This is a genomic window from Intestinibacillus sp. Marseille-P6563 (assembly GCF_900604335.1).
Taxonomy (GTDB): domain Bacteria; phylum Bacillota; class Clostridia; order Oscillospirales; family Butyricicoccaceae; genus Butyricicoccus_B.
Genome location: NZ_UWOD01000004.1, coordinates 32,936 through 48,297 on the forward strand (window position 1 = coordinate 32,936; position 15,362 = coordinate 48,297).

Sequence of the window (15,362 nt, forward strand, 5' to 3'; positions counted from 1 at the left end):
CGACATATTTGTTGTAACGCTTCACCACCCACGCTGGGGCGTGGGCTTACCATCCTTTATATCCTGCCCGATGCTTTGTCCATCTTGATGTTTACATTGACCGTATGTGCCATATAAAACACCTCTTTCCCACTCATAGTATAGGCATAAAGAAAAAACAAGAATTTTTCTTTACCTTTACAAATGCAATTGCACCAAGTATGACGTATCGTGCCTAATTTCGGCTACCCGGTGGCGTGGGATTTTTGATTTTTTGCTTCCGCATTTCGGAAGCAAAGGAGGGACAGCAAGCATAATAAGTGTCTAGACACTTGCCTTTTTTGCAAAAAATGGTTTTGCAAAAAAATCGGCGAACGCGAAAAACTTAGTTCCGCAATCCGCCGGGTTGGATGAAGAAATTGTAAAACGTTCGATCGGTGATTTGGACGGCTTTGTCGAGCATTTTGAGATCAAAGGACGTATTTACGCAACCAATATCATGGAGCCGGGCAAGGTGAGTGAGACGCCTTTCTTGGACATTGCGTATCAAATGGGATGCCAGGTATAAGAGAGCCAGGTGTTCACGTCTTTCATCTAAACGGCGGCCTGTACTGGGGGCGGTCGGTTTCAAAATGGGGAGTTCCCCTGTTGGCTGCGCGGAACTGTTTGCTCCTCCACGGCCCATTGAAATATTGATAAATCGCTGTAAAGGTATCCTGCGCGGATAAACAGGTATCCATGAGATAACCTTTTTCTCCGGGATACTTTTGCAATCCTCGATCGTAGAATGCTTTGTGCTGCTCGTCAATGATAAACGGCATGATGCCATATTTCAGACATTCCTTGAACATAATCAATCTGCCTACGCGCCCGTTTCCGTCTTGAAACGGATGAATGGATTCAAACTTAGCGTGAAAATCAATGATATCCTCTACCTTGACTGCCGAAAGCGCATGGTAGGATTCCAGCAGTTTCCGAAGTTCCTGCTCTACATTTTCCGGAGCAACCGTTTCCCGGCCGCCGACCTCATTTGGCAGCGCTTTGAAGTCACCCACTTTGAACCAGCTTTTTCGCTCATCGGAAGTCCCTCGTTTCAAAATTGCATGGAACTGCTTGATGAGATCCATGGAAAGATCTTCTTTCGCGTGCTCCAGCATGAAGTCAAAGGCCCGGAAATGATTTTGCGTTTCGATAATATCGTCGATATTCAAAACCGCATTGTCGGATAAGATCGTATGCGTTTCAAACATGGAACGTGTCTGTTCTTCCGTCAGTTGACTGCCTTCCATACGGTTTGTATGATAGGCAAATATCACCTGCACTTTGTGGTACAAACCACCGGGCAGATTCATTTCCTTTTGCTCACGTAAGATTTGCAATATTTCCTGATTCATGGATTCTTCGTCTCCGGAATTTGCTGACGCAGCGCAGTCATAACTTCTTCGTGCGTAAATCGTTTATCCGAACTTGCAGCTTGAATTTCGGCCGCATGCAGTTTGTCATACACTTCATAATCCAGCATAAAGCATTGCTGACAATCTTGCGCTTTAAAAATTTTAGCAGTATCCATGATCGCCACCTCCTGAATAATTATATCATATATGTGATTTGGTCATTGTCATCCAATTTCACAAAATGGAGTGCGCAAGGCGTATTCCAATACGCAACATTTTTTGCTTGAGTCAGCGGAGGAAATTGTGGTTTTCTCAAATTCTTCGCAAAACCATTTTTTACAAAATGGCGAAGTGTATATACACTTCCTTTGCTTGCTATCCCAGATCTGCCCTTTTGTTTTCGCTTGCAAACAGAAACTTTGCAAAAAGCGTACGAGCATACAAATCCAAATCCCCTCTTCTAGCGTCAAGCTGGAAGAGGGGATTTCTCGTTTTCGCTTCCGGGGAGCTGCTTACGGCGTTTCTTCTGCCGGATACCACTGAAACTGCATTTTCGATAGGTCATCCAGCGGCAGCACATACGCCAGGATGCCGTCCTTGGATTGCAGCGCCTGCACCTGGGACGCATCGGCAAAGCCGGACAGGTCCAAGCTGGCCAAAGTTTTGGCATCGGGAATCTGCATGTCGGTGTATTCGATTTCTTCCGGGTCAGCCAGCTTAGAAAGCGCGGACGTTTCCAGAGAATAGATATACCCCGGCCCGTTCATGGCAGCGATCGTAATGCACGCATCATTGCCGCGCACGATCATGGCGGAATCGCCCTGGGTATCGCCAAGCCCGATTTTCTGCACATCGATGCCTGCCTGCAGCGCGCCGGTCTGGGTATCAAACAGCAGCAGGCCATTGTAATTGAGCACGCAGATCACGTCCCGGTTAAAGAAGGGCACCTGTGGCGCGTCGGCGCCGATGGGTTCGGAAATCACTCGGTTGTATACCGCATCGGTTTCGGTGAGATCGCCTTCTCCCACCACACCGACCGGAAGCCAATATCCGCCGACTTTGCGCATTTGTACATCGACAGACGGGCTGTCATCCGCAAAATGCAGCCGCACGACTGCTTCGGTGTCCTCTTCCGAAACGACTTCGCTGGTAAACCAGCTTTCGAGGATCATCAAAACTTGATCGCCCTCGGTGTGCGTGACTTCCTCGCCGAAAAAGCTAAATACGGTCTCGGCCGCGGCGCGCACCTGGGTCAGCGTATCCAGCGAAGCGCCGTTGAAGTTTATCGCATCCTCGGGAATGGTCGGCCACGGCAATCCAGCATTATAATACAGGTCAAACTTCTCGCGCATGGTGTAACCGGCATCCTGTCCGGACAGTTTTTCCTGGATAAAGGCCAGATGATCGTCGCACCGCTCCATGCTGCGGATGACCTTGCGGCCCTGTTCCTCGCCTGCCGTGATGGCAATCGCCGACCGGTAATCGGTCATCCCGCCGCCATACAGCTGGAACACCGCCACATAAGTATCTGCATCCTTGCCGGGGGCCAGCACATAGTCGGCCACGGTCGGCGACGAGCCGCCGTATTTGGTGTACCAGACATCGTCGCTATCCGCCAGCGCGCGCTGGCTGTCGGCCATATGCTGCTGTCCTTCCTGTGACAGCACCGGATAGGCGGGCCATACCGACTTATACGTCACCGCGCGCGCATATTGCTGCGCCAGATCGGCAGCCGTGCGGTCGTTCCGTCCGCCGTCATAGGTGTAGTCCTGTACGCTGCCGCCCGCGACCGTCAGGTCCAGCGGCGTCTCGTCCGAAAAGGTGTACCGCATCTGCGTCAAATCATCGCTGCCGTCGCCCGTTTCGTCCCAGCTGCGCACGGTTTCTAGCTTGCCGCCAGTCAGCTGGAGCGACGTTACGATGGTTTCTTCCAACGATGCTTCGCCGGCGGGCAGCGGCGCCGGCAAGCCCAAATCGTTTTCATACAGCAGCCGGAAATGTTCCAGGCTGTCCGCCGTGTCCACAAACGGTTCATCGTTGATATACGGATTGCCTTCGACCTGGCTGACCTTCCAGGTCCCGTCTGCCTTTTCAAAGTGGATGCGCTCGGCCTGCCGGGTCGCAGGGCTCGCCGAGGCCGTCCATTCGGTCACAATGACCGCCTGCTGGTTTTCGGCATCGGGCAGGACGGTAAAGCGGCTGACCGACGGGCTGGAGGTGCCGATCTGCCACAGCGGTTCGCCGTCGGTCTGACCGGTCTGCGCGCCCAGCGCGGTTTGCTGCTCATAAAGCTTTTGGGCCAGGTCATCGTTGAGCAGCTCATACCACGGCTCGGCGTCGCGGTATTTTCCGCTCATCCACTGCTCGGCCAGGGCCACGCACGCGGCGTCGGTTAGGTTTCCCTGGGCCGTGCCCACCGAAAACGCGCAGCCCAGCGCGCCGACCGACAAGGCCGCCCCAAGCACCAATACAATCCCGCATTTTTTGATGCGTTTCTCGAACAATCCTTCCAGGCGTCGCATAAGCCCCTCCTTATCTCCGGTAAAGCACGACACCAGCGCGCGCTTTTTGACCTGTTTTTCGACCGACCGCAAAATGGTCTGCCCGTAGGCGCGGCGCGCCGAAAAATCCATGCCCCGCACCACCGCTTCATCGCAGGCCATTTCGATATCTTCCTGCGCCAGCCGCGCCATGTGGTGTACCAGGGGATTGAACCAGTGAACCGCCCGCGCGGCGACCAGCAGCAGCTTAAGCCACAAGTCGCGCCGCTTGTAGTGGGTCAGTTCATGGCGAAAGATGAAGGCCGCATCTTCGGCGGACAGGTCTTCGTCGGGCAGATAGAGCGCGGGATAGAGAAATCCGGCCAGCATCGGACAGTCGGCCGCGCGCGTGACGCGTAACGGGATGTTCCGGGAAATGCCAAGCGACCGTTTTTGTTCCTCGAATGCCGCCAGCAGTGGGTTTCGTGCGGCAGGGTGGCTGCTCTGTTCCAGCACATAGTAGAATGCCAGATATCGATATAACTGCCAAACCGTAACGAGCAGCACGCCCACGCCCCACACGACAGACAGCACATAGCCTAAATCGAACGAAATAAGCGATGGCATATCAAGCGGAGTCAGCGCCTGAGCCTGTTCCTGCGTCACCCAGCGGTTTGCCACGGTCCCGCCGTCCACATCCAGAGCAGGCAGCCCGGCCTGTTCGAGCTGGGCAGGGGTAAAGTCGGTCTGCGTCAGATAGGTCGTGCACGGCGCGACCTGCACCGGCGGGTCGGGCAGCGTCAGCTGCACGGGGATGAGCAGCCGGAGCGCCAAAATGGCCCACACAAGGCACATCATCCGCGGCGGATAGCGTTTTTTGAGCGTTCGGCGCAGCAAAAACAGCAAAACCGCCACCACCGAAACGGTCAGCCCGATCTGCACCAGATTGCTCGGCAGGTTTTCCAAATGCAACATGGCCTTCACCTACTTTTGCTGCTCCTGCGCATCCAGAAAGGCGCGCAGGTCGTTGAGATCGTCCTCGGTGAGCGCGCCTGCGTCCGACAGGCTGGCCACAAAGTTCTTGACCGACCCGCCGCACAGGCGCTCGACAAAGCTGCGGCTCTCGCGCTGCAAATAGGCTTCGCGCGTCACGCGCGGCGTGTACTGGTTTTGCCGCCCCTGCTTTTCGCACGACAGAAAACCCTTGTCGCACAGCCGGGACAGAAAAGTCAGCACGCTGGTGGCTTTCCAGTCGCTCGGCACCTTTTGCTGCACGTCCGAAGCCGTGACCGGCGGCGACAGCGACCAGACCGCCTGCATGACCTCCAGTTCGGCATCGGGCAGCCGTTTGTTCTTTTCCATGCCGTCCTCCTCCTATTCTACAAATGTAAAATTTTTTGGATGCTTATATTCTACAATAGTAGAAAAAGAGAGTCAAGCAATACTTGGTAACAAAATGGTTTCTCATGCCGTGCGGTTTATATTTTTTCTAAAAATTCTACCGCAGAATACAGAATACATATTGAATAGTATTAATGTTATGCGTTGCACTAATTTCATAGATTTTCAATGAAAAAAATAGGAATTGGTGTATAAAGGATAAAAGGGAATTTCATGAGAGACAGAATCAAAGCAGACATCCAAAGGATAATCTCATTTTTGCTGATGCTGGCAATATTACTTCCATCTGAACTAGCCTGGGCAGCGCTAGGCGACCCGACTGTGCTGCCAAATTTTCGATCGTATCTGTATCGGCAGCAGTACAACCAGAGCGATCCGACGGAGGGTCTGATTCAGGGGAACAACAACGAAATTTCGTTTACCAACCCCAAACCGCTCTACTATGTCATCCAAAAAGACGAACTGGTCAACGAGGATGACCCAAATCATGTCAACATTGTAGAAGGACAAACCTATCAGGTCCCCCTGCCCGAGCCGCTGGTGTGTTACCGGGATATCGACAATGAAAAGGTCTTCCATGACAAGGGGTTTGTGTTTGCGCGCATCAACGCCCAAGAGGGCAAAAATTATTTCGAGATCCGCTTTAAAATCGAGGACGGCGAATATGATCTATCCCAACTCTTTGCTGTGCATTTTTCGGTTTCCTGCGTGCTGGACCAGAAAAAGGCCGATGACATGGATACCGACGAGGACGGTCAAATCACCATTGATACGCAGCCAACCCCGACCGATGTCATCATCGAAGAACTCAAGCCCGCCCCGCCGGTCGAAACCACATTGACCAAAACCGCGCGGACCAACGGCACCGAAACGACCTGGACGGTGGAGTGCAAGGTAGGCAATAAAGAAGACAATATCCCCAATCGGCTGGTGGACACCCTGCCGGTTGGCCTGGACTATGTGGCGGACAGCGCGAGCGTCACGCCCGCAGGAGACGCGCCCACTTATGACGATGCAACTCGCACGCTGGAATATATCCTGCCGGACGGTGCCCAAACCGTGACGCTGACGTACAAAACCACACTGTCGCCGGATGTGCTCACCGAGTTCTGGCAGTATGGCAATCAGCCCAGCTTCACCAACCAGGCGCAGGCCAAGGCCGGGGACACCGTCTGCGCCACGGCTGCAAAGACGGTGTCCTACCCCCTGTCCCCCCTGCTGGAAAAGGAAGATATAGACACCGACTACGACGAAGAATCCGGCAAATATTTTGTCACCTGGGGCATCACGGTGGATACCAAGGGGCAACCCCTGAGAAATCTGACCCTGCAAGACACCTACGGACAGGCTCTGCTGCTGGACGAAGAATTTTCCAAATGGGAAATGAAACTGACCTATGTGGACCCGGACCGGCCCGACCCCCATATCGACATTCAGGAAACAGACGTGGTACGCAATCCGGATACCAACAGCCTGACCATCGATTTGCAGCCGTATCTGGAAAAGATGAGCGGTTTCCCCGACCAGCCCTTTCAGCTGAGTTATAAAATGGAGATCGACCGCACCGCACTTGAGCAGGGCGCGGCGCAGGAGCAGTTCCGAAACACGGTTTACGCCGCGTTCCAAACCGACGCGATGACCGAGACAAAAAATTCGGTGACCGTGACCGCCGATTTGCCGGTCAAAACCGAAAACACCCTGCTGACGCAGGAGGGCAAAAGCTACGATCGGAAGACCCGGGCGCTAAAGTGGAAATCGACCATCAACCCCGGTCTCGGCATCGATGGCATGGCGGTCAACCTGACCAAGGCGGTCTATGAGGACCGTTTTACGGCAGGGAACCAAAACGGCTATGAAGACCAGACATTCGGTCTGGACGAAGCGGCCCGGCAGACGCAGGAACAGGAGATTGAGCGGCAGATCAAGCAGCAGTTTGACGAAAAGGGCCTGAACACCGCCACGGTCAAGGTGTCCATCACCGAGGACGATACTGCGCGCGTGCTGCGGGTCGAGCTGGAAAACACCGGAACCGCAACCATCTCGTTTACCTACAATACCTACCTGCTCAACCCCCAGCACTGGGCAGCCAACCTCCAAACCCGGAATTTCCGCAACCAGGTCAAGCTTTTGAAAGATGAAACAAAAATCAGCGGCACACCCCTCACCAAGGATGCCACCGCATCGGCCTATGTCCCGGTTTCGCTCACCGTGCTGCGCAAATGGCCGATGTGGACCTATTACACCGACACCAACCGTCTGCACTGGGAAATCCGGCTCAATGAGCACGCGGCGCCTTTGGGCACCGTCCGCGTGACCGATACCCTGCCCGATGGGGTCACATATGTGCCCGGCAGCGCGACCGTAGACGGTCAGCCGCTCGATGAGACCGACACCGGCGGCAACTATGTTTCGGTGGAGGGCAATCAGCTGGTCTTTTACCTGCAAAATGTATCCGCGCAGAAAAATATCCAGTTTTATACCACCGTGGACACCAATGCTTCGGAGTTCCTGCAAAAGCAGGAAAAGGCCTTTCTCAATACGGCCAAACTGGAAGTTTTCGATAACGGCCAGTGGGTGCAGACCGCAACGGCCCAGGAAACCGCCAAGCTGAAATATTCCATCCTGCAAAAAACAGCCAAATTGACCGAAGGCGCAGAAAAAGGTGTCCAAGAAGCGCAGTACACCGTGAAGATCAACCCCATGCGCACCGAATTGGCCAGCGCGGAAGGCGAAACGGTCGTTGTGCAGGACACGCTGGCCGACGGTCTGGTGCTCGATCTGGAAAGCGTCAAGCTGTATCAGGGCGTGACCCCGTCCGTGAACAAAACCAATGACACCACGCACGTCTACACCCCGGTGATCAATGCCGGGGAGGCCCTCGAAGTCCAGCCGCAGTTTGATGCCGTGCTCAATCAGCTTGAGGTGCCGCTCCCCGCGAGCGACCAGCCCTATGTGTTGACCTATACGGCCTATGTGACCCGGACCGGGGTGGACCTTGACAACCAGGTGCGCCTGCTGCATACAAACGCGGCCGACAACATGGGCGCCGACAACGAAACCGTCAAGCATATGACGGTCGGCGGCGGCGCGTCGCTGCGTCCGCCCAAGAACAGGTATTGCTCGGTGCTGCTCAAAAAGGTCGATTCTTCGACGAATCAGGCTCTGGAGGGCGCGGAATTTGGGCTTTACAGCGACCAGTCGGAAGAAGCGCTGTTGGCCATCGGTGTCAGCGGCACCGATGGCGTCTGCACGCTGTCGGTGCCCAAAAGCGCGGTCGCCGGGCTGGATACCCTGTATTATAAGGAGCTGCGCGCCCCGGACGGATATCTGGTCGGGAACAACCACGACTGGACACCCATCACCATGGACGAGGTGAACGCTTCGGCCGATGCGCCGATCGAGGTTGCAAACACCAAGGCGCAGAACAATCAGCTCGGCCGGCTGCACATCGTGCGGCAGGACGAGAACACCAAGGAACCGCTGGCTGGGGCCGAGTTTACCTTGTACGATGCCGATGGGCTTGTGGTCACCTACGGCGTGACCAACCTGCGCGGCGAACTGGATTTCGACGGGCTTAAGCCCGATGCAGAATATACGCTCAAGGAAACCGACCCGCCGGTAGGCTATCCGCCGATCGAACCGCAAGAAGTCCAAGCAATGCAGGAACCGGAAGCAACCGTGGTGGAAAATGCGGTAACGCTGGTTTCATGCACCATCACCAAAACCGATACCGACACCGCTGCACTGCTGTCCGGCGCGACCTTTGGCCTGTATGATACGGCCGATTGCAGCGGGACACCATTGCAATCAAAAACAACCGACGCGACTGGCACCTGCACATTTTCCAATTTGGACCCCCGCGAGAAGTACTGGGTGCGCGAGCTCCAGCCGCCCGAGGGCTACCTCGCATCGGACACCATACACACGCTGAACCTGTCCGCAGAACAAGACATCCGGCTTCCCATTTCCAACACCAAGGATAGCTCATCCGGCGGCGATGGCGGCGATGAGGGCGATGGCGGAAGCAGCGGCGGCTCCGGAGGTGGAGGCGGCGGGGGCGGCGGCGGCAGTGTGAGCCGCTATACGCTGACCTACGACCTGGGCTATGAAAACCTGCGCGAGCAGGAAACCTATGCCGCCGGCACGCGGGTCGACCTGGATTGGACCCCGGCCCGCGATGGGTACAGCTTTACCGGCTGGTATACGGATGCCGCCGGCACCACGCGCGTGACCGCAGTGACCATGGACCGGAACCGCACGGTCTACGCCGGTTGGAAGAAATACACGGTCCCGGATACGCTCAACGACGAGGACCATTTTGCCTATATCGTCGGCTATCCGGACGGCAACGTGCACCCCGAATGGAACATCACCCGCGGCGAAGTGGCGGCCGTATTCTTCCGGCTGCTCGACCCGGATGTGCGCACGCAAAACCTGACCTGGGACTGCACCTTCACCGATGTGCCGCTGAACAGCTGGCACCGCAGCTCGATTGCGACCATGCAGGCCATGGGCATCGTCAGCGGGCACAATGCGCAAGCCTTCCGGCCCGATGTGCCCATCACCCGCGCCGAATTTGCGGCCATGGCGTCCCGGTTCGATACGAGCGATTTGGAGCCATCGGGCACGTTCTCCGACATCGGCGGCCACTGGGCCGAGGAGGAGATCCGCCGGGCGGCGGCGCTGGGCTGGGTGCGCGGCTATGAGGACGGCACCTTCCGGCCCGACCAGTATATCACCCGCGCGGAAGCGATGACCCTGGTCAATCACATGCTGCTCCGGCTGCCCGAAACCCCGGACGACCTGCTGGAGGATATGATTCATTGGCCGGACAATGCAGACCCCCAGTTCTGGTCCTATCTGGCCGTGCAGGAGGCGACCAACAGCCACGACTGCCAGCGGAAACCGGATGGCGTTTATGAAACCTGGACCGCCCTTACCCCCAACGAGGACTGGTTCCAGTACAACCACAACCCCGCATGCTGAAACAGCAAAGAGCCGACATGAAACCATGTCGGCTCTTTGCTGTTTAATATTTCAGATCATAGTCGCTGGTGAAGCCCATTTCGGGTGCCGGTTTTGCAATCGGCGCCGCAGAAGGCGTTTCGTCGATGCGGAAGGTGCTGATCAGCGACTGCATCATGGCTGCCTGCCCGGAAAGTTCCTCACTGGCCGCCGCACTTTCTTCTGCCGTTGCCGAGTTGGTATGGACAACCGAAGAAACCTGATTGAGGCCCTGGGTGATCTGGGCGATCGCTTCGGCTTCTTCCGCCGCGTTTTGAGAAATCTCCATGACCGCCGTAATGACCTGCTTGGCGTAGACCGACGTTTCTTCCAGGACCGACGCCGTATCGCCGGCCAGCAAGCTGCCCTTGTTGACCGCTTCGATCGAATTGAGGATCAGTTCCTGGGTCTTCTGGGAAGCTTCGGCCGATTTGCCGGCCAGGTTGCGCACTTCATCCGCCACGACGGCAAATCCCTTGCCGGCCGCGCCCGCGCGCGCCGCTTCCACGGCTGCATTGAGCGCCAGGATATTGGTCTGGAACGCGATGTCGTCAATGGTCTTGATGATGCCCTGAATGATATCGGATGTCTGCTTGATTTCGCCCATGGCCGATACCAGATCGCGCATTTTGTCGGTGCACATTCCCAGCTTTTCGCCCGCGAACTTGCTTTGCTCGTTGGCATGTTCGGCCTGTTTTGCTGTATGCGAGATTTTCTGCGAGATTTCCGAAGCCGATGCCGAAAGCTCCTGCACCGAGCTTGCCTGCTCGGTCGAGCCCTGCGCCAGCGCCTGTGCCCCGCTGGCCACCTGATTGGCGCCTGCGTCGACCTGGCTGGCCGCTACGCGCACCTGCGACATGGTTTCTTTCATGGCATCGGTGATGCCGTGCAGTGACTGCTGAATCTGTACAAAGTCGCCGCGGTAGAGAGCCGGGGTCTGGGCGGTGAGATTTTTGTTCGAGATTTCACCCAGTACATGGGCAATATCCGAAATGATCTCTTTCAGACCGGTTTGCGTATGCGCAAAGACCTCTTCCAGGTCGCCGATCTCGTCGTTGGTTTGGCGTTCGATGTCCGAACTCAGATTGCCCTTGGCAAATTCCTGGGCCACCTGGCCGATCAATTGCAGGGGTTTGACTAGAGCACGGGTCCGGAACAGACAAATAAGCGAAGTAATGACGATGCACAGCAGGAACCCAATCGCCAGAATGGCAAAGATCATCATGATCTGCTGCATGTACTCGCTGCCGGGCAGACAGGCCAGAACCGTCCAGTGGTACAGCTCAATAAAGCTGGTGCCGCCATAATAGGTCGTGCCGTTGCGCTGGTACTTGATCACCTCGCTGCTTTGGTTGTTTTCCAGCAGCTGCTTCATATTGTCCGAATACTGGATGTCTTTCAGGTTGCTCATCAGGACCGTGCTGTCCGGGTGATAAATGATATTCTGGGCCGAATCGTACACGGTGATATAGCCGTTTTCACCGATCTGGATTTGGCTGAAATATTCCATCAGGCTGTCCAGCGACAGGTCAATGCCGACCACGCCGATCATTTCCCCGGCCGCATTGTTGTACGGTACGGCGGCGGTCACGACCAGATTGCCGGTCGAAGCATCCTCATACGCCGGTGTCAGGATGCTGACGCCCGGATTCTGCTCCAAAAGCTGATACCAGATGCGTCCGGTGATGTCAAACGAAGCGTCAGTGATGTATCCGTCCGACTGGATGACCTGGTTATTTTTCACGCCAGCCAGCCAGACGCTCTGCACGGTTTCCCCGCCGACCGAGTCGGCATATTGCAGATCGCGCAGCGTCTGCTGGTAAAGCGGCGACGTTTCAAACCGGTAAGTCGCCGGCGATTGCTCCATCTGCGTCATGATCTGCCGCACCGAGCTTCGGTCGCTGACAAACTTTTCGCTGACGAAAAAAGGCTCAAAATATTGCGTGACCTGGCTCGAGACCGAATCCATCTGGTTTTCGATGTCCTGGTTTTGCAGGGTACAGATCGTATTGACGACCGTTGCGGTGATGATGATTGCCAGGATGATCAGAATAATTGCGGTGGGTATTGCGGTGTTGAGGATCATTTTTCCACTGACCCCAAGTCGAAAGTGTTTCTTCTCTTCTTTGGTTTCCGCCAAAAGCATGATTTACGTTTTCCCCTCCTATAATTTTTTCATGTCCCCCATGAAAAGTGAATAATTTTATAAAAAAAGACACATCTCCCAGAGATCAAAACGGGGAGATGTGCCTATTTTTACGCACGACAAAAAGACAGACTTTGTCTGCCCGGTGGAGTATAATGCAAAGAAGAATCGCTGGTCAAGTCCCCGGTTGATAAAATTTTAAGAGGTAACTCAATGCGCGCCCACTTTGGGATATATATTCATATATATCGGATATATATACAAACACATACATTATACCAAACGACCAAAAAAAGCAAGTCTAATTTTGCATATTTTCCTCAATTGTGCAAATTTGGTTTAAAACTGTGTAAAATTTTATTTTGCAAACTTCCATCTGCGGCCGGCTTCCAATACCTTGAGCGCCTCGGCACAAACCTTTATTAGATTTCCCCCTGACGCAGGAAGTCCCGTATCTGAAAAGCCGTGAGCAGCTCAAAGCAGGCCGCCGGGTCATCCAGGCGGTAGCCCAGCTTGTCGCGCAGGATGGTGATGCGGTGGCTGATCGTATTGCGGTGAAAAAACGACTGCGCCGCGATGGCCTGGATGCTGCCCTGATGCACCAGATATAAATAGAGCGTCTGCGCAAAGTCGCTGCCGTGCCGGGCGTCGTAATCGAGCACCGCGCCCAGCTGCTCACGGACATAGCCCTCCAAAAAGTCGCGGTTCGGCACCTCGAGCAGTAGGCGGAAAAAGCCCATGTCGTCGTAGCTGGCCCGGCTTTTTCCCTGGCTTTTGCCCCAGTGCAGGGCAGCTTGCGCCTGTTCCAAGCTGTTTGCCAGCCGGCCCAGTCCCGGTACTTGCCCGCCGATGCCGGCCGCGACCGTCCGGTTGGCAAACCGCGCTTGCAGCCCGGTTTGCAGGGCTTGGACCAGCTCCTCGACCGCGTCCCGCCCATCGGCCCGGCAGACCATCCACGGATTGGGGTTTTCCAGCAGCGCAAAGGCTGGATGCGGCAGCAGAAAGCCGGAAATCCAGTCGCGCAGCACCGGGTCGGCCGGGGCTTCGGGGGAGATTTGCAGCTGCACCACATAATACGGCCCCTGCGGGGCAAAGCCCTGGTCGGCCAGCAGCCGCAGCGCCGGACCCTGCGCGGCCTCGCGGTCGAGCAGGGTCAAAAACGCCCGCCCGATGGCCTCATCGCGCCGGGCGTCGGTAAAGATGCGGTCGCAGTAATCGCGGGTAATGTCGTAAATGTGGATGTGCCAGGGCATCGCAAACAGCGGAAATCCCTCGGCGTTGCAGAAATCCAGCACTTCGGGCGGGATGCTCCGCCGGTTCAGATACGGCCCCTCGTTGACGATCAGGCCACAGGCGTGCTGCCGGAAAATGCTGTGCAGCAGCTTGAGCAGCCAGCCCTCGTCTTTGCCGCTGAGCACGCCGGTGGTGAGAATCAGTTCCCCGCCGTACAAAAACTCCGATGTGGTGTAATCTTCGGACACATAAACCCAGCGCATGCAGTTGGTCAGCCCTCGTTCCCCGGCCAAAAGCTGCAACTGAAACCGCTGCCGGGTGTCCTCATAAACGTCGCGCAGCAACAATGCCACACGCACCGCCCCCTTTTGCATTTGATTGTGATATACACACAATCGGCTGGTTTACTGCGCAGCATAAGTTCTATGCTGTTGTGCTGGTTGCACAACAGTGCAATTTTTTATTGGGACGTGCGACTCTTGCCTCTGCGAAACAAATCCTCTATACTGCATACAGAAATAAAAACACAGCAGCGGCTGATGTTCGGATGAAATGGCGAATGCAACGACGCATTTTATCGGGATATTGGCCGCTGCTCTTTGCAGATTAGGAGGTTTTCCCTTATGTTACGAGAGGCTTTACCCGAAATCGTCACCGAAACCCTGCCCGGCCCCAAGGCACAGGCCATTTTAGACCGCCGCCATGCGGTCATTCCCAACGCCATCGGCTGCGTGTATCCGGCGGTCATCGAGCGCGGCGCGGGCGCCATCATCGAGGACGTGGACGGCAACCGCTTTCTGGACTGGATTGGCGGCGTCGGCGTGCTCAACATCGGCTATTCGCACCCCGAAGTCGTCAAGGCCGTGCAGGAACAAGCCGCGCGGTATTTCCACGCCATGTTCAACGTCGTCACCCACGAAGGGTATGTGGCGCTCGCCGAAAAGCTGTGCGCGCTGGCCCCCGTCTGCGGCGAGCACAAGAAGGCCTTTTTCGCCAATTCGGGCGCCGAAGCCGACGAAAACGCGGTCAAGGTCGCGCGTGCTTACACCAAGCGCCCCAACATCATCGTCTTTTCGGGCGCCTTCCATGGCCGCACCATGCTGACCATGTCCATGACCTCCAAAAAGGCGTATGCCGCGGGCATGGGGCCGCTGCCGGGCGGCATCTTCCGCGCCCAGTTCCCGTATTATTACCGCAAGCCGACTGGCATGCCGCAGGAAGCCGCGCTCGATTACTACATGCAGTCCATCTATGATGTGTTCGAGCAGTGCGCGGCCGCGGACACCATTGCGGCCATTGTGGTCGAGCCGCTGCAAGGCGAGGGCGGCTTTATTCCCGCGCCGCTCGAATGGGTCAAGGCCGTGCGCGCGGTCTGCGACAAGTACGGCATTTTGCTGGTTGCCGACGAAGTGCAGACCGGTTTCTGCCGCACCGGCCGCATATTTGCCAGCCAGTACTGGGACGAGGCGGGCGTGCAGCCCGACCTGCTGACTACGGCCAAGTCGATTGCCGGCGGCGTGCCGCTATCCGCCATCGTCGGCCGGGCCGAAGTGCTGGACGCCCCGGCGCCGGGTACCATCGGCGGCACCTATTGCGGCAATGCGCTGGCCTGCGCCGCGGCGCTCAAGGTCATCGAGATCATGGAGCGCGACCATCTGGCCGACCGTTCGCTTGAGATCGGCAGCCGGGTCATGGCCCGCTACCGCGAGTTGATGGAGCAGTATG

The 15,362-nt window shown here is 56.2% G+C and carries 8 protein-coding genes; 2 read left to right on the forward strand and 6 right to left on the reverse strand.

The features are described 5' to 3' along the window. Positions 1-569: 569 nt before the first annotated feature. From EFB11_RS16325 to EFB11_RS16340, 4 genes are all read right to left on the reverse strand, one after another. On the reverse strand, positions 570-1,373 hold the full coding sequence (locus EFB11_RS16325; protein WP_122791424.1) for a Fic family protein: 804 nt from the start codon (positions 1,371-1,373) through the stop codon (positions 570-572). Then, the gene (locus EFB11_RS16330) at positions 1,370-1,549 is read right to left on the reverse strand and encodes a hypothetical protein (RefSeq protein WP_122791425.1); all 180 of its coding nucleotides are present in this window, start codon (positions 1,547-1,549) and stop codon (positions 1,370-1,372) included. Before EFB11_RS16330 ends, EFB11_RS16325 begins: the two co-directional genes overlap by 4 nt. Before the next feature lie 336 nt (positions 1,550-1,885). Next, the gene (locus tag EFB11_RS16335) at positions 1,886-4,828 is read right to left on the reverse strand and encodes a M56 family metallopeptidase (protein ID WP_164706838.1); all 2,943 of its coding nucleotides are present in this window, start codon (positions 4,826-4,828) and stop codon (positions 1,886-1,888) included. Positions 4,829-4,837: 9 nt separating this feature from the next. Continuing rightward, positions 4,838-5,215: a BlaI/MecI/CopY family transcriptional regulator gene (locus tag EFB11_RS16340; protein ID WP_122791427.1), complete on the reverse strand. Its 378-nt coding sequence runs from the start codon at positions 5,213-5,215 to the stop codon at positions 4,838-4,840. A gap of 360 nt (positions 5,216-5,575) precedes the next feature. Here EFB11_RS16340 and EFB11_RS16345 point away from each other — a divergent pair, with 360 nt between their 5' ends. Further along, positions 5,576-10,240: a SpaA isopeptide-forming pilin-related protein gene (locus EFB11_RS16345; protein WP_164706839.1), complete on the forward strand. Its 4,665-nt coding sequence runs from the start codon at positions 5,576-5,578 to the stop codon at positions 10,238-10,240. A 43-nt stretch (positions 10,241-10,283) separates the two neighbouring features. Here the strand turns inward: EFB11_RS16345 and EFB11_RS16350 are convergent, their stop codons facing one another. Both EFB11_RS16350 and EFB11_RS16355 read right to left on the reverse strand, forming a co-directional pair. Continuing rightward, on the reverse strand, positions 10,284-12,404 hold the full coding sequence (locus EFB11_RS16350; RefSeq protein ID WP_122791429.1) for a methyl-accepting chemotaxis protein: 2,121 nt from the start codon (positions 12,402-12,404) through the stop codon (positions 10,284-10,286). Positions 12,405-12,826: 422 nt separating this feature from the next. Beyond that, entirely contained in the window at positions 12,827-13,990 is a 1,164-nt protein-coding gene (locus EFB11_RS16355) for a PucR family transcriptional regulator (protein ID WP_164706840.1), read from the reverse strand. 270 nt (positions 13,991-14,260) lie between these two features. Here EFB11_RS16355 and EFB11_RS16360 point away from each other — a divergent pair. Then, a partial coding sequence (locus tag EFB11_RS16360; RefSeq protein WP_164706841.1) for an aspartate aminotransferase family protein occupies positions 14,261-15,362 on the forward strand: 1,102 nt, incomplete at its 3' end.